The organism is Streptomyces triculaminicus, assembly GCF_017349075.1.
GTDB lineage: Bacteria > Actinomycetota > Actinomycetes > Streptomycetales > Streptomycetaceae > Streptomyces > Streptomyces triculaminicus.
In genome coordinates, this window is the sequence record NZ_JAFMOF010000001.1 from 1,220,987 (window position 1) to 1,236,015 (window position 15,029).

14 protein-coding genes are annotated in these 15,029 nt (G+C 70.9%); 5 read left to right on the forward strand and 9 right to left on the reverse strand.

Features of this window, described 5'->3' with window-relative positions; genetic code table 11:
• The first annotated feature begins 257 nt into the window (after positions 1-257).
• Positions 258-524: a hypothetical protein gene (locus J1792_RS33875; RefSeq protein ID WP_242645449.1), complete on the forward strand. Its 267-nt coding sequence runs from the start codon at positions 258-260 to the stop codon at positions 522-524.
• Positions 525-555: 31 nt separating this feature from the next.
• Here J1792_RS33875 and J1792_RS05650 read toward each other — a convergent pair whose 3' ends face one another.
• Both J1792_RS05650 and J1792_RS05655 read right to left on the reverse strand, forming a co-directional pair.
• Entirely contained in the window at positions 556-2,109 is a 1,554-nt protein-coding gene (locus J1792_RS05650) for a recombinase family protein (RefSeq protein ID WP_086567916.1), read from the reverse strand.
• A 72-nt stretch (positions 2,110-2,181) separates the two neighbouring features.
• Complete coding sequence (locus tag J1792_RS05655) at positions 2,182-2,961, reverse strand: carbon-nitrogen family hydrolase (protein ID WP_086567918.1); 780 nt, start codon at positions 2,959-2,961, stop codon at positions 2,182-2,184.
• Between the two features lie 143 nt (positions 2,962-3,104).
• Between J1792_RS05655 and J1792_RS05660 the strand changes: the two genes are divergently transcribed.
• Entirely contained in the window at positions 3,105-3,935 is an 831-nt protein-coding gene (locus J1792_RS05660; protein ID WP_086567920.1) for a maleylpyruvate isomerase family mycothiol-dependent enzyme, read from the forward strand.
• Between the two features lie 18 nt (positions 3,936-3,953).
• Here the strand turns inward: J1792_RS05660 and J1792_RS05665 are convergent, their stop codons facing one another.
• From J1792_RS05665 to pdhA, 6 genes are all read right to left on the reverse strand, one after another.
• Positions 3,954-5,279, reverse strand: a complete 1,326-nt coding sequence (locus J1792_RS05665; RefSeq protein ID WP_207246737.1) for an MFS transporter — start codon at positions 5,277-5,279, stop codon at positions 3,954-3,956.
• Entirely contained in the window at positions 5,276-5,938 is a 663-nt protein-coding gene (locus J1792_RS05670) for a GntR family transcriptional regulator (RefSeq protein WP_207246738.1), read from the reverse strand. Before J1792_RS05670 ends, J1792_RS05665 begins: the two co-directional genes overlap by 4 nt.
• Positions 5,939-6,044: 106 nt before the next feature.
• Entirely contained in the window at positions 6,045-6,854 is an 810-nt protein-coding gene (locus tag J1792_RS05675; protein ID WP_179199146.1) for a helix-turn-helix transcriptional regulator, read from the reverse strand.
• A gap of 223 nt (positions 6,855-7,077) precedes the next feature.
• Positions 7,078-8,550: a dihydrolipoamide acetyltransferase family protein gene (locus tag J1792_RS05680; RefSeq protein WP_207246739.1), complete on the reverse strand. Its 1,473-nt coding sequence runs from the start codon at positions 8,548-8,550 to the stop codon at positions 7,078-7,080.
• A gap of 15 nt (positions 8,551-8,565) precedes the next feature.
• A complete protein-coding gene (locus tag J1792_RS05685; RefSeq protein ID WP_086566209.1) occupies positions 8,566-9,552 on the reverse strand; it encodes an alpha-ketoacid dehydrogenase subunit beta in 987 nt (328 codons plus the stop codon).
• 2 nt (positions 9,553-9,554) lie between these two features.
• Positions 9,555-10,697, reverse strand: coding sequence for a pyruvate dehydrogenase (acetyl-transferring) E1 component subunit alpha (pdhA, locus tag J1792_RS05690; protein WP_086566208.1), 1,143 nt, complete (start codon positions 10,695-10,697; stop codon positions 9,555-9,557).
• Between the two features lie 361 nt (positions 10,698-11,058).
• Here pdhA and J1792_RS05695 point away from each other — a divergent pair, with 361 nt between their 5' ends.
• From J1792_RS05695 to J1792_RS05705, 3 genes are all read left to right on the forward strand, one after another.
• Positions 11,059-11,718 carry a response regulator gene (locus J1792_RS05695; protein ID WP_307842907.1) on the forward strand — a complete coding sequence of 220 codons (660 nt, stop codon included), beginning with the start codon at positions 11,059-11,061 and terminating at the stop codon, positions 11,716-11,718.
• Positions 11,719-11,802: 84 nt separating this feature from the next.
• Complete coding sequence (locus J1792_RS05700; RefSeq protein ID WP_086566206.1) at positions 11,803-12,246, forward strand: pyridoxamine 5'-phosphate oxidase family protein; 444 nt, start codon at positions 11,803-11,805, stop codon at positions 12,244-12,246.
• A gap of 15 nt (positions 12,247-12,261) precedes the next feature.
• On the forward strand, positions 12,262-13,314 hold the full coding sequence (locus J1792_RS05705; RefSeq protein ID WP_086566205.1) for a phosphotransferase: 1,053 nt from the start codon (positions 12,262-12,264) through the stop codon (positions 13,312-13,314).
• Between the two features lie 28 nt (positions 13,315-13,342).
• Here J1792_RS05705 and J1792_RS05710 read toward each other — a convergent pair whose 3' ends face one another.
• Positions 13,343-14,938, reverse strand: coding sequence for a protein kinase domain-containing protein (locus tag J1792_RS05710; RefSeq protein ID WP_207246741.1), 1,596 nt, complete (start codon positions 14,936-14,938; stop codon positions 13,343-13,345).
• Between the last annotated feature and the right edge of the window lie 91 nt (positions 14,939-15,029).

The following is a 15,029-nucleotide window of genomic DNA, read 5'->3' on the forward strand; positions in this document are numbered from 1 at the left end:
GCTCGGGCAGCGCTGCGCGACGCCTGCCGCCGGAGCCTGACCCTTTCCGAGGAGTCCTTCGACGTGCTGCTCAAAGCAGCCGTCCACGATCCCGACCCAAGCTTCAACCGCCAGTTCGTCGAGCCGGCCCTGAACGCATTCGGGCACAGACGCGTCCGCACCGCTCTGCTCGGTACCTGCGAACGGGCACAGACCTTGAGCGGGCGGGCGCCGCACGGGCCTGGTGCTGGTCAGCCCTGCCCCTGCGGATGCCCGTCGTGCGGGCGGAGAACCCCGGAACCACCGGTCGGGCGGAGCCGCATGACGGCTCGGCCGTGGTGGCCGAGTGGAACGAGGCTGCCCTGCGCGAGTTCGTGAGCAACGAGCACCTGGACGTCCGGCGCTGCGTCCTGCCGGGCCTGTCGCTCCGAAAGGAGGCCTACCCGTCGGAGCTGCACGACTTGGTGGACGCCGCGGTGGCGATAGCCCGGTCCCATGCGGACGAGTACATCCGCCACCGCGTGGAACACCAGGTTGGCGACTGACACCCTCACTGGGCACGCATGGCGCTCGTCATCAGCGCGCGGCACTGTCGGTGCCCACCAGCTTCGCCCAATGGATCTGGATGCGTTGCTCGGGGACGATCCTCCGCCCACGTACCCCCTTGCTCACCTCAACGCGGTCTATGGCGAGCGACAGCCGTTCGCGCCTGCCTTCACTCGTCGCATCCGCCCACGCTTCTCGCAGGGTGACGCCATCAAGCATCGGAGACACGTCCACGGACGGCATGGGAAGCCTGTGGAGATCGCCGCGGAGGCCGTCGATTCGTCCTCTCAAGCGCTCTGAAAGCCGGTTGTAGCGCTCCACGGCTGCGGCGTCGCTGAACTCACCACGCAGGTAGCGTGCATCCTCCAGATCAGCCAGACGAACTTCCACGTCCTGGATCTCCGCAGTGAGGGCATCACGTTTCGCAAAGGTCTCCGGGTCCACACGGTGCACCCAGCGATCCGCGATCGCAACAAGCAGCGGATCGTCCGGTTCGAGCGCCGGGAGCTTCGTGAGGAACTGTTCGGTCACGTATTGGTCAACCGCCTCAGCCAGCGCCGATGCTCCGACGCACTGATTTCCCGCACGTCGAGCCATGCACTGATAGCTGCCGCCCACACGGTGCATCCGGCGACCGCAGCCAGGAACCGCGCAATAGACGAGTCCGGTGAGCAGCGCCGTCCCCTCGGGCTTCGGCCGCCGCTTTCCCGCGTGCACGAACGTTCTGGATTCCAGGGTGCGGATGATCTGCTCCCGCTCTCCGACCGTGATGATCCCCTCGCCGATCTCGACCGTGTCGAGCGTCCGGGGATCGCGATACGGGAAGACCCTGCCCGTGTACTTCCGCTCACCATCGTCCGTCGCGACGGTCTCGGTCTCCGGCATCAGGCCGGCGAACGCGGGGGAACGCAGGAGCTGCATGATGCTGGCCGCATTCCACTGCCCTCCCCTCGGCGAAGGAATCTCGTACTCGTTGAGAAGTCGGGCGATCTTTACCAGTGAGGTTCCAGCCAACGCTTCATCCGCGATGAGACGTGCGTAGACGGCGTGCTCCGGGTCGTGGACGAGCTTCTTGGTCCTCGGGTCGATGAGCAGCCCGTACGGAGGCTGTCCGCCGATCCACCGGCCCTTGCTGCGCAGGTACCGCTTCGCGTGTCCGACCCGGGTGCCGAGGTTCTTGGACTCCGAGCGCGCAAGCTCGGCGAGCATCGCGACAACCATGCGCGCCGAGTCGTTCGATGTGTCCAGTCCGTCGACAACCGAGACGAGACGCCCCTCGGCCTTCTCGATGTCGTCCAGCACCTTGCCGACCTGACCGATGCCCTTGCGAGACAGGCGGTCCAGTTTCCAGACGATCAGTGTGCCGACAACACCTGCGGTGACTGCCGCAAGTGCGGCGTCGAAGCCCTTGCGCTCAACGGTCTTGTAGCCGGAGCGCCCTCTGTCTATGTGCACCTTGCGGACCGTCAGTCCATTGCGGTCGGCCCAGGCACGGCAGTCGGTTTCCTGCCGTTCGATTGCGGTCTTGCCGTCCCGGTCGAGGGACAAGCGGAGGCACAGATCACAGATCGTGTCTTTGTGCACACACTCAGTGTGGCGAAAGCTTCGGTGCTCTGTTGTCTATTTCAGAAAGTCGAGAACTACGATCTTCCCGCTTTAACGTCCGAGCACCCGGTCCTTCAGCGCCGGGAACTCCTCGCGGATCTTCGCCACCCGGCCGGTGTCGAGGACGGCGGTGAGCACCTCCTCGTCGTGGCCCGCCTCGGCGAGGACCTCGCCCCAGGGGTCGACGACCACGCTGTGGCCCGCCTGCCGTACGCCCGCGTGGGTGCCGGCGGTGCCGCAGGCCAGGACGTAGGCCTGGTTCTCCACGGCGCGGGCGCGGGCGAGCAGGCTCCAGTGCTCGCGGCGGCGTTCGGGCCAGCCGGCGGGGATGACGAAGGTCTGGGCGCCGGCGTCGGTCAGGGCCCGGAAGAGTTCGGGGAAGCGCAGGTCGTAGCAGGTGGCCAGGCCGACGACGGTCTCGGGGAGGCGGGCGGTGACGGGGCGGTCGCCGGCGCCCATGAGGACGGCCTCGCCCTGGTCGAAGCCGAAGCGGTGGATCTTGCGGTAGGTGCGGACGAGGGCGCCGGTGGGGGAGAAGACGAGCGAGGTGTTGTACATGGGCCCGTCGGCGGCCCGCTCGACGATCGAGCCTGCGTGCAGCCACACCTGCGCGTCGCGCGCGGCCCGCGACATGGTCTCGGCCGTGGGGCCGTCCAGGGGCTCGGCCTCGGCGGCGAAGGACGTGTAGGCGAAGGCGCCGACGGGCCACAGTTCGGGGAGGACCACCAGGTCGCTGCCGCTCTGCGCCCGGACGAGGCCGGCGGCGCGCTCGCGGCGGGCGGCGACGGGCTCGTCGTCATCGACACCGAGCTGGATCAAAGAAGCGCGCACAGTACCACCACTCTCCGCATGCGTCACACGAAACCTCTGCCGGGGCGACCGTCCGCAGCGTAACTTAACTGGGTAGAACCCAGACCGCACTTGCCACCCGCGCGCACGCAGCCATCGCCGAGCACCGCCCGAGGGATCCGCCCGTGACAGTCCATCCCAGTCTTCAGCCCGCGATCGACGCCTGGACCCACTCCGTCGAAGCCGTCAACGAGTTGGTGAGACCGCTCGCCGAGAGCGACTGGAACCGGGCCACGGAGTGCCCGGGGTGGTCGGTGCGCGACGTGGTCTCGCACGTCATCGGGGTCGAGTGCGAAATGCTGGGCGAGCCGCGGCCGATCCATACGCTGCCGCGCGATCTGCGCCATGTCACCGACGAGTTCTCGCGCTACATCGAGGTGCAGGTCGACGTGCGGCGCTGTCACACGGCGCTGGAGATGACCTCCGAGCTGGAGTACACGATCATCCGGCGCTCCCGGCAGCTGCGCAACGAGTCGCGCTCCCCGCAGACGATGATCCGCTGGCCGCTGGGCAGTGGCGACGAGCGCACGCTCGAACGCACCCTGCACGTACGGGCCTTCGACGTCTGGGCCCATGAGCAGGACCTGCGCCGGGCGCTGGGCGTGCCGGGCAACCTGGACTCGCCGGCCGCGCAGCTCGCCCGGGACATGCTGCTGCGGGCGCTGCCGGACGTGGTCGCGCGCAAGGCGGGGGCGCGGCCGGGGGTGACGGCGGCGTTCGACGTGCACGGGCCGCTGGAGTTCCTGCGGACGGTGCGGGTGGGGCCGCAGGGCAAGGGGACGATCGACGGCAGCGTCTCGCTGGGGCCGACGGTGTCGTTCTCGCTGGACTGGGAGACCTACGTCCGGCTGGCGTGCGGGCGGGTGCGGCCGGCAGCGGTGGCCGACCGTATCGGGGTCGAGGGGGACCGGCGGCTGGCCGGGGCGATCCTGCGGGAGTTCGCGGTGACCCCCTGACAGGTCGCCCTCTGACGGTCACCCCCTGACGTCGCCGTCCGCCCATACGGGCACGTGGACGGTCGTCACGCGCGAGGCCACGATCCGCTCCCGTTCGCGCCGGCGGACTCTGCCCCGCAGCCGCAGGATCTGGGAGAGCCCGAGGGCCTGGAGGACGAACACGGAGGCGAAGGCCACGCGGTAGCTCCCGCCGGTGGCGTCCAGCAGGATGCCCACGGCCAGCAGCGTGGTCATGCAGGCGACGAAGCCGCCCATGTTGACGATGCCGGAGGCGGTGCCCTGGCGCTCGGGCGGGTTGGCGGGGCGGGCGAAGTCGAAGCCGATCATGGAGGCGGGGCCGCAGGCGCCGAGCACGGCGCACAGCGTGATCAGCAGCCACATCGGGGCGCGCTCCCCCGGCCAGCCGACGACGGCCGCCCAGAGCAGGGCGGTGGCGGCCAGGGTGCCGAGCACCAGCGGCAGGCGGGCGGCGTGGTGGCGGCCGATGATCTGGCCGTAGACGAGCCCGACCGCCATGTTCACCAGCACGATCAGCGTGAGCAGCGAGCCGGCCGTGCCCCGGTCCAGGCCCTGGGCCTCGATGAGGAACGGCATGCCCCACAGCAGCAGGAAGACCATTGCGGGGAACTGGGCGCTGAAGTGCACCCACAGGCCCAGCCGGGTGCCGGGTTCGCGCCAGGCGCGCAGGATCTGCCGGCGTACGTAGCCCTTGGCGGGGCGGGGGCCGGGGGCGGGTTCGTGGCCTTCGGGGTGGTCCTTGAGGAAGGCGAGCATCAGCACGAGGACGACGACGCCCGCGGCGGCGCTGCCGGCGAAGGTGGCCGTCCAGCCGGCGGTGTGCAGCAGCCGGGCCAGCAGGAGTGTGGAGACGAGGTTGCCCGCCATGCCGAAGAGGGCCGCGACCTGCGCGATCATCGGGCCGTTGCGGGCGGGGAACCAGCGGGCGCCCAGGCGCAGCACGCTGATGAACGTCATGGCGTCGCCGCAGCCCAGCAGCGCCCGGCAGGCCAGGGCGGCGGGGTAGGAGTGGGCGAGGGCGAAGCCGAGCTGTCCGGCGGTGAACAGGACGATGCCCAGGGCGAGCACCTTGCGGGTGCCCAGCCGGTCGACCATGAGGCCGACGGGTACCTGCATGCCGGCGTAGACGAGGAGTTGGAGGATGGAGAAGGTCGACAGGGCGGAGGCGCTGATGTGGAAGCGTTCGGCGGCGTCGAGGCCGGCGACGCCCAGGCTGGTGCGGAAGATGATCGCGACGAAGTAGACGGCGACGCCGATGCCCCATACGGCCACGGCCCGGCGGCCGCCGGGTGGGTCGCCGGGCAGTGATATCGGGCCTGAGCTCATCGGGTCTCCCCCCGGGCGAGATTGCGGACCCAGCTGATGTGCCGGTCGACGACGGCCGTCGCCGCGGCGGCGTCCCCGGAGCGCAGGGCCTCCAGGATCTCGGTGTGCTCGGCGATGTTCTTGGCGATCCGGTCGGGGTGGGCGTGCATCACGGCCACGCCCATGCGCAACTGCCGGTCGCGGAGCTGTTCGTAGAGCCCGGAGAGGATGCGGTTGCCGCCGCTGCGGACGATCTCGGCGTGGAAGGCGCGGTCGCTGAGCGAGACGGCGGCCAGGTCACCCTCGGCCGCCTGCCGGCGCATGGCGTCGACGAGCTCCTCGAGCCGGTGGAGGAGCGCGGGCGGGGCGGGTACGGCCTTGCCGACGGCGTGCTTCTCCACCAGCAGCCGGGTCTCCACCACGTCCGCGATCTCCTGGGCGGACACCGCGAGCACGAGCGCCCCCTTCTTGGGGTAGAGCTTCAGCAGCCCTTCCCCCTCCAGCCGCAGCAGCGCCTCGCGGACGGGCGTGCGGGAGACCCCCACGGCCTCGGCCAGATCGCCTTCGGTGAGCAGCGTGCCGCCCTCGTAGCGCCGTTGCAGTACCGCCTCCTTGACGTGCGCGTACACCCGCTCGGCGGCGGGGGGCTGTCTGTCCTGGACGGTGGGCGCGGGAGACATGCGCACAGCATAGATACAACAAGGACGCCTGGTGAGGGGGCGTCCGCGATCCGGACGATCGACGGATCGTCAGACCGGCCTGGGCGTACGGGCCGTGGCGCGCCCGCTAGACGCCCGCCCAGCCGTCGACGGGGGTGATGAAGACGAACCGCAGGTCGGTGCGCTGTATGGGCAGCAGGACATGGCTCGTCACCCGGATCTCGGCGTTGCCGTGGTACGGCAGGCGCAGCCGGAAGACATGGCCGTCGCGGTGCTCGACCACGTCGTACTCCTGTGCCCAGATGCGGCGGCAGTCGGCGTCGGCGTCGAGGATCTCGTGGACGAGGCCGCGCAGTTCCTCGTTGCCGGGGTCGCTGTTCGCGGCGACGCGGAGCATGGCGAGGTAGACGCGGGCGCAGCTGTCCTCCCAGTCGAGCATCTGTTCGCGTGCCTCGGGATGCAGCAGGGCCCAGCGCATGAGGTTGGGGCGGGGGCGGTGGACCCAGGGGAACCACTCGCCCATCAGGGCGTTGGACGCGACGATGTTCCAGGCCACGTCGGAGAGGTAGGCCGGATAGCTGACCTGCTGCTCGAGCAGGGCCTTGACGCCGCGCGGCAAGTCCTCCTCGGCGTGGCCGCGTTCGGGGGGCCGTCGGCCGCAGACGGCGAGGAAGAGCGTGAGCGTCTCCGCCTCGCTCAGCCGCAGCGCCTCGGCGACCCTCAGCAGAAAGCTTTCGGAGAAGTCCTGGCGGCGGCCCGCCTCCAGGGCCCGGTACCAGCCCTCGCTGACGCCCGTCATCCGGGCGACATGCTTCTGGGAGAGCCGCCGGCCGGGACGCGGCAGGACTCCGCGCAGCTCGCGGACGGTCCTGGGGTCGATCCGGCCGCGCCAGGCCCGGAGCAGGCGGCTGATGGATTCGCCGTCCTCGCGGTCCACCGCAGCCTCCAATTCCGACACTGCAAGTGTCGGTCAATCTTAAGTAAATTGCCCAGCACGGGCCATTCCACCCGGTTGCCGGGGGCTGCCATTCCACCCGGTCGCCGACGGATGGCCCGAGGCCGCTCCGTACACAGACAGAGGGCCCGGACGCACAGCTCTCTCCTCGCTGGAGGGGGGTGAGGAGCGGGAGTCCGGGCCCTGTGTCCTTTTCCGCCGTCCGTCAGCCCCAGGTGATCAGACGCTGGGGGTTCTCCAGGACGCCCGCGATGTCCGCGAGGAAGCGGGAGCCCAGCTCACCGTCGACGAGGCGGTGGTCGAAGGACAGCGCCAGGGTGGTGACGTGGCGCGGCTTGACCTTGCCCTTGTGGACCCACGGCTGCAGCTTGATCGCGCCGAACGCCAGGATCGCGGACTCGCCCGGGTTGATGATGGGCGTGCCGGTGTCGACGCCGAAGACGCCCACGTTGGTGATCGTGACGGTGCCGCCGGACATCTCGGCGGGGCTGGTCCTGCCCTCGCGCGCGGTGGCGACCAGCTCGCCCAGGGCCCGGGACAGCTCGGGGAGCGTCTTGGCCTGGGCCTCCTTGATGTTCGGGACGATCAGACCGCGCGGGGTGGCGGCGGCGATGCCCAGGTTCACGTAGTCCTTGCGGACGATCTCCTGGTTCTCCTCGTCCCAGGCGGCGTTGACGTCCGGGTTGCGCCGGATCGCCACCAGCAGCGCCTTGGCGACGAGCAGCAGCGGATTGACCCGCAGGCCCGCCATGTCCGGGTCGTCCTTGAGCTTCTGCACCAGCTTCATCGTGCGGGTGACGTCGACGGTGACGAACTCCGTGACGTGCGGCGCGGTGAAGGCGCTGGCCACCATGGCCTGGGCGGTGGCCTTGCGGACGCCCTTGACGGGGATCCGCGTCTCGCGGGCGGCGAGGGCGGCCACGCCCTCGGGCGCGGGCGCCGGGGCGACGGCCTGCTCGGGGACCTCGGGGGTCGCGGCCAGGGTGGCGGCGCTCGCCGCCGCGTGCACGTCCTCGCGGGTGACGACGCCGTCGCGCCCGGTCGGGACGACCACGGTCAGGTCGATGCCGAGGTCCTTGGCGAGCTTGCGCACCGGGGGCTTGGCCAGCGGCCGGGAGCCGGCGGGCACGGCCGGGGCGGCGGGCGCGACCGGAGCCGGGGCGACCGGAGCCGGGGCCGGGGCGGGTACGGCCGCGTGGCCGTTGAGCTCGGCCTGGACGGCGGCGGCGACCGGCGGCCGCGCCGGGGCGCCGGGGCGTGCCTTGCGGGGGCGGCGCTTGGTGGACGAGGGGGCGGCACCGTAGCCGACCAGCACGGCCTGGCGGCGCGGCTGCTCCGGCTCGGCCTCCAGGCTCTCCGCGGCGCTCTGCTCCGCGTGGGCGGCGGTCGAGGCCGGGGCCTCCTCCGCGGGCCCCGCGTCGGGCGTGGTGTCCACCGAGATGATCACCTGGCCGACGTCCACCGTCGTGCCCTCGCCGAAGCGCAGCTCGTGCACCACGCCGTCGAAGGGGATCGGCAGCTCGACGGCCGCCTTGGCGGTCTCGACCTCGCAGACGACCTGCCCGTCGGTGACGGTGTCGCCGACGGCGACGTACCACTTGAGAATCTCGGCCTCGGTGAGTCCCTCACCGACGTCCGGCATCTTGAACTCACGGAAACGCTGGCTGTTCGCAGTCATGGTCACGGCCCTCCCTCAGCCCTGGTACGCAAGCGCGCGGTCGACGGAATCGAGAACCCGGTCCAGGCCGGGCAGGTACTCGTCCTCGAGCCGGGACGGCGGATAGGGCGCGTGGTAGCCGCCGACCCGCAGGACCGGGGCCTCGAGATGGTAGAAGCAGCGCTCGGTGATCCGGGCGGCGATCTCGGCGCCCGAGCCGAAGAAGACGGGCGCCTCGTGGACGACGACCAGCCGGCCGGTCTTCTCCACGGACTTCTGGACGGCGTCGAAGTCGATGGGCGAGATCGACCGCAGGTCCAGGACCTCCAGCGACTTGCCCTCCTCGGCGGCCGCCGCCGCGGCCTCCAGACAGGTCTTGACCATCGGGCCGTACGCGGCGAGCGTCAGGTCCGTGCCCTCACGGACCGTGCGGGCGGCGTGCAGCGGGCCCGGGATCGCGGTCGTGTCGACCTCGGAGCGGTCGTGGTAGCGGCGCTTGGGCTCGAAGTAGATCACCGGGTCGTCGCTCTGGATGGCCTGCTGCAGCATCCAGTAGGCGTCGGCCGCGTTCGACGGCGAGACCACCTTCAGGCCCGCGACGTGCGCGAACAGCGACTCCGGCGACTCGCTGTGGTGCTCGACCGCGCCGATGGCGCCGCCGTAGGGGATGCGGATGACGACCGGCAGCTTGATCTTGCCGAGCGCGCGGGCGTGCATCTTCGCCAGCTGGGTGACGATCTGGTCGTACGCGGGGAAGACGAACCCGTCGAACTGGATCTCCACCACCGGCCGGTAGCCGCGCAGCGCCAGGCCGATGGCGGTGCCGACGATGCCGGACTCGGCGAGCGGGGTGTCGATGACACGGTCCTCGCCGAAGTCCTTCTGCAGGCCGTCGGTGACGCGGAAGACGCCGCCCAGCTTGCCGACGTCCTCGCCCATGACCAGGACCTTGGGGTCGGTCTCCAGGGCGGTGCGCAGGGAGGCGTTGATCGCCTTGGCGATCGTGAGCTTCTCGGTGCTCATGGTCACTTGCTCTCCTCGGCGAACGAAGCCTGGTACGCGGCGAACTGCGCGCGCTCCTCGTCGACGAGGGTGTGCCCGTCGGCATAGGTGTGCTCGAACATCGCCAGGTGGTCGGGGTCGGGCATGGAGCGCACGGTCTCCCGTACCCGCTTGGCGAGCGCGTCGCTCTCCGTCTCCAGCCCGGCGAAGAACGCCTCGTCCGCCAGCCCCTGCTTCTCCAGGTAGGCCCGCAGGCGCAGGATCGGGTCCTTCGCCTCCCACAGCTCCCGCTCCTCGTCGCGGCGGTAGCGGGTGGGGTCGTCGGAGGTGGTGTGGGCGCCCATGCGGTAGGTGAACGCCTCGACCAGCATCGGGCCCTGGCCGGTGCGGGCGCGGTCCAGGGCGGCCTTGGTCACGGCCAGCACGGCCAGCACGTCGTTGCCGTCCACCCGGACGCCGGGGAAGCCGTAGCCCTGGGCGCGCTGGTAGAGCGGGACGCGGGTCTGCCGCTCGGTGGGCTCGGAGATCGCCCACTGGTTGTTCTGGCAGAAGAACACGACGGGGGCGTTGTAGACGGCGGCGAAGGTGAAGGCCTCGGCCACGTCGCCCTGGCTGGAGGCGCCGTCGCCGAAGTAGGCGACGACGGCCGAGTCGGCGCCGTCCTTGGCCACGCCCATGGCGTAGCCGGTGGCGTGCAGCGCCTGGGAGCCGATGACGATCGTGTAGAGGTGGAAGTTGTTCTCGTTGGGGTCCCAGCCGCCGTGGTTCACGCCGCGGAACATGCCCAGCAGGTTCGTGGGGTCGACCCCGCGGCACCAGGCCACGCCGTGCTCGCGGTAGGTCGGGAAGACGTAGTCGTCGTCGCGCGTCGCCCGGCCGGAGCCGATCTGCGCGGCCTCCTGGCCCAGCAGCGAGGCCCACAGGCCCAGCTCGCCCTGGCGCTGGAGTGTCGTCGCCTCGCCGTCGAAGCGGCGGGTCAGAACCATGTCGCGGTACAGACCACGCAGTTCCTCGGGCGACAGGTCGATGGAGTAGTCCGGATGCTCGACCCGTTCGCCTTCCGGCGTCAGCAGCTGGACGAGTTCGGGCTCGCCGGCCGCCTTCTTGGCGCCGGCGCGCTTGCTGCTGCGTCGCGGCTTGCGCGCGGCAGTGCTGTCCACGGTCACGTGTGCTCCTCCGTCTGTCCGGCCCCCGGGGTCGCCGGCGGCCAGAGGGGGTCCCTCCGCCGCGAGGCGGAGAGAGGCTCGCCCGATCCCCGACGGCACACGGGGTGGGTGTGCCGAGGCCGGAACCGGGCGTGACAGGTCGCCCCGGCCAATGGCCTGCAATAAGCACGTTACCCAGTGCGTGGCATTCCTGCGAAACCCCACCTGACCTGCGATTTTGCTTGGATTTCCAAGTAAATCGAGAAAGCCGGGCCAAAGCGGAGGTCAATCCACTGGTCAGCGCCTTGCGAGCCGCCGGAACGGGGGCACGTTATCCCGGAGGACAAGAGCAGGGGAAGAGTCGATGTGTGAGACTGGCAGCGTGCCCGAACAAGGAAAAATCACGGTATTTCTGCTTGACGACCATGAGGTCGTACGCCGTGGCGTCCACGAGATGCTCTCCGGTGAAGAGGACATCGAAGTGGTGGGAGAGGCCGGTACCGCGGCCGACGCCCTGGTCCGCATTCCCGCCACGCGGCCCGACGTGGCCGTACTGGACGTTCGCCTTCCGGATGGCAGCGGAGTGGAAGTTTGTCGTGAGATCCGTTCGCAGGACGAAAACATCAAATGCCTGATGCTCACCTCGTACGCCGATGACGAAGCGCTCTTCGATGCCATCGTGGCGGGCGCGTCCGGCTATGTCCTCAAGGCCATTCGGGGCAATGAACTGCTCTCGGCCGTACGCGACGTGGCCGCCGGGAAATCCCTGCTCGACCCGGTGGCGACCGCGCGGGTGCTGGAGAGGCTCCGGGACGGCAAGACCTCGCGCGGGGACGACAGACTCGCCTCCCTCACCGAGCAGGAACGCCGCATCCTGGACCTGATCGGCGAGGGCCTGACCAACCGCGTCATCGGCGAGCGGCTGCACCTCGCCGAGAAGACCATCAAGAACTACGTCTCCAGCCTGCTCTCCAAGCTGGGCATGGAACGCCGCTCCCAGGCGGCGGCCTACGTCGCCCGGCTGCAGGCGGAGAAGCGCTAGGGCGGATTTCCGGGACCAACGTCCCTCCCGGGCAGGGGCGGGTGGCTCTAGGTGACCGGGTGACGGCAGTGCACAGTGGTGCCCATGGTTGCAGCGCCTTCCGGGCCTTCCGACGACTACCGGGCACTCGAACTGCTCGCCCGCACCCCCTACGGCAGGGTGTCGGTCAGCATGCGCGCACTGCCGTTCGTGACCGTCGCCCGGCACGTCGTCGTCGACGGGCAGGTGCTGCTGCGGCTGCACGGCGGCTTCGGCTACGCGCAGGCCTGCGACGGCAGCGTGGTGGCCTACGGCGCCGACAACCTCGCCGGCCGCGAGGAGGGCGACGAGTCCGTCTGGACCGTGCAGTTCGTCGGGACCGCCCGGATCTTCACGCCGGGGCCCGCGGAGCTCGGGCTCTTCGGCCGGGCCCCCCGCTCGGCGGACGACGCCCCCTTCATCCCCGAATACCTGTGCATAGAACCCCAGTTCATCTCCCTGCACCACCTCGAAGGTGTACCCGCGCGACGAGTCGAGCACTCAGCGTGAACTAACATTTGGGGCGTGCCGCGCTCACTTGTCACCGATGCCCCACCCGACACCGGCCCCGACACCGGCACCCTGCGCACGCTCCTGCGCCGCTACGACGGCGCCGGCGAGCCCGTGGCCTGCGAAACCCTCACCGAAGGCCTGCTGAACCGCGGCTACCGCCTCTCCACCACCCGTGGGCGCTTCTTCCTCAAACACCACCTGGACGGGGACCGCGAGGCCATCGCCCGCCAGCACGCGGTGACCCGCCGCCTGGACGCCCTGGGTCTGCCCGTCGCCCCGCCCGTCGCGGACGACGACGGCAACACCGTCACCGTTCTGGGCGGCCGCTGCTACGCCCTGCATCCCTGGATCGAGGGACGCCACCGCGACGGCGGCGAGCTCACCGCCGCCCAGTCCCGCCGCCTGGGCGCGCTGCTGGGCCATGTGCACACCTGCCTGGAACAGGTCATGAACGGCCCCGAGGAGGCCGCTGCGGGCCCCTCAGGGGCCTCGGACACCGCGGCCCGGCCGGAGGAGACCTTCACCCTCATCGAGGAGCTCCTGAGGCTGATCCGCGTCCGTCCCCGCGACTCCTTCGACGAACTGGCCGAACACCGCCTCGTCGAGCGCCGCGCCCTGCTGGAGCGGCACGCCCACCGCAGGCCGCCCGCCGCCGCCACACCGGCCCGCGGCTGGGTGCACGGCGACTTCCACCCGCTGAACCTGCTCTACCAGGGCGGCGAGCCCGCCGCGATCGTCGACTGGGACCGGCTCGGGGTCCAGCCCCGCGCCGAGGAGGCCGTGCGGGCCGCGGTGATCTTCTTCCTGAAGCCCGACGGCACGCTGGACCTGGCGAAGATACGGCCGTACGCGCGCGCCTACCGCCGGGCGACGGGCGCGGACGCGGCCGAGCTGGCCGCGGCCGTGCACCGGGTGTGGTGGGAGCGGCTGAACGACTTCTGGATGCTGCGCTGGCGCTACCAGCTCGGCGACCACCGCGCCGATCCGGGCTTCCCGGCGTCGGCCGCGCTGTCGGTGTGGTGGACGCGCGCGTACGAGTCCGTACGCGACGCGTTCACCGACTGAGCCGGGCCCCTACGGCCCGGCCCCGGGGTCAGCCCGTCGGGCCCTGGGCGGCGTTGCCCTGGGTGGCCGGGTCGGGGGTCGGCGGGTTCGCGGTCGGCGGCTTGTTGTCGCCACCGCCGCCCGACGGGCCGGTGGACGGCTCCTTCGAGGGCTGGGTCGACGGCACGGTCGAGGGCTGGGTCGACGGCTCCGGGCTCTGCGGGCCGCGGCTGTGCCAGGTGTTCGTGTCGCCTTCCGAGTCGGAACCGTTGTCGCGCTCACCGGTGTTGCCGGTGGTGCCGCCCTGGTCCTTGGGCGTGGCGCTCGGCTTCTTCGAGCCCTTGCTGGCCTCGGGGGTCGGCGAGGTGGACACGGTGGTCTGCTTGTCCTTGCCCTTCGTCCCGCCGCCGCTGCTGCCGAGGGAGCCGCTCTTGACCATGAAGGCGATGCCCGCCACGACCGCGACGATCGCCAGCGCGGCGACCAGCCACATCTTGCCCTTGCCGGCACCGCCCGGGCCCCGGCCGCCGTTGTAGCCGTCGAAGCCGCCGTCGTCGCCGCCCGGGCGCCGCGGCATGACCGGCTGCTGCGAGGTGTCGCCGTGCTGCGGGTGCGGCATGGCCGTGGTGGCGCCCATGCCGACGCCGCCGATCACCTGGGTGGCGGCGGTGGCGTGGTCGACCGGACCGGTGTTCCACACGCCCGTGTGGCTGCCGGCGTCGTGCAGCATCTGCAGGCCGTACTGGACCAGCCCGCGCATCTCCTCGGCGCTCTGGAACCGGTCGTCCGGGTCCTTGGCGAGGGAGCGCATGACCAGGCCGTCGAGCTCCGGCGGCACCGTGTCCGTCACCTGGGACGGCGGCACGGGGGTGTCCTGGACGTGCTGGTAGACCACCGACAGGGGGGTCTCGCCGGTGAATGGCGGGCGCAGGGCCAGCAGTTCGTAGAGCAGACAGCCGGTGGCGTAGAGGTCCGAGCGGGCGTCGACGGTCTTGCCGAGGGCCTGCTCGGGAGAGAGGTACTGGGGGGTGCCCATGACCATGCCGGTCTGGGTCATGGTCGACGCCGCGCCGTGCAGGGCGCGGGCGATGCCGAAGTCCATGACCTTGACGGCGCCCGTGTTGGTGATGATCACGTTGGCGGGCTTGATGTCGCGGTGCACGATGCCGTGCTGGTGGCTGTAGGCCAGCGCCTCGAGCACACCCGAGACGATGATCAGCGCCTGCTCCGGCGGCGGCGCCTCGGCGTTGAGCAACAGGTCGCGGATGGTGCGGCCTTCGACCAGCTCCATGACGATGTACGGCACGACGTTGCGGCCGACGGTGTCCTCGCCCGAGTCGTAGACGGCGACCACGGAGTGGTGGTTCAGGCCGGCGACGGACTGTGCCTCGCGGGTGAAGCGGGCCTTGGAGACCGGGTCCTCGGCGAGATCGGCGCGCAGGAGCTTCACGGCGACCGTGCGGCCCAGGCGGACGTCCTCGGCGGCGAAGACCTCCGCCATGCCGCCGCGGCCCAGCCGGTGGGTCAGGCGGTAGCGGCCGTCCCCGACCAGTCCGCCGTTACCCCACATTTCAGGCACATCGGGCATTCCGCCCCCGTTGGCGTCAGGGTCGGATGGACCCTGGGCGCTCTGCGTCTGTGCCATCAGTCCTCGCCGTCGTGTCTGGTCCGCTTCGCACTGAGAGGCGAATGCGCGGGGAAACTCTTTGAAGCTGCCTTCCGCTAAGGCACGCTAC

Bases quoted from the DNA above. Each gene is read 5' to 3' on its own strand.
- J1792_RS05665 (WP_207246737.1), bottom strand. From the start codon at position 5,279: ATGAGCTCAGGCCCGATATCACTGCCCGGCGACCCACCCGGCGGCCGC.
- J1792_RS05670 (WP_207246738.1), bottom strand. From the start codon at position 5,938: ATGTCTCCCGCGCCCACCGTCCAGGACAGACAGCCCCCCGCCGCCGAG.
- J1792_RS05680 (WP_207246739.1), bottom strand. From the start codon at position 8,550: ATGACTGCGAACAGCCAGCGTTTCCGTGAGTTCAAGATGCCGGACGTC.
- J1792_RS05685 (WP_086566209.1), bottom strand. From the start codon at position 9,552: ATGAGCACCGAGAAGCTCACGATCGCCAAGGCGATCAACGCCTCCCTG.
- J1792_RS05700 (WP_086566206.1), top strand. From the start codon at position 11,803: ATGGTTGCAGCGCCTTCCGGGCCTTCCGACGACTACCGGGCACTCGAA.
- J1792_RS05710 (WP_207246741.1), bottom strand. From the start codon at position 14,938: ATGGCACAGACGCAGAGCGCCCAGGGTCCATCCGACCCTGACGCCAAC.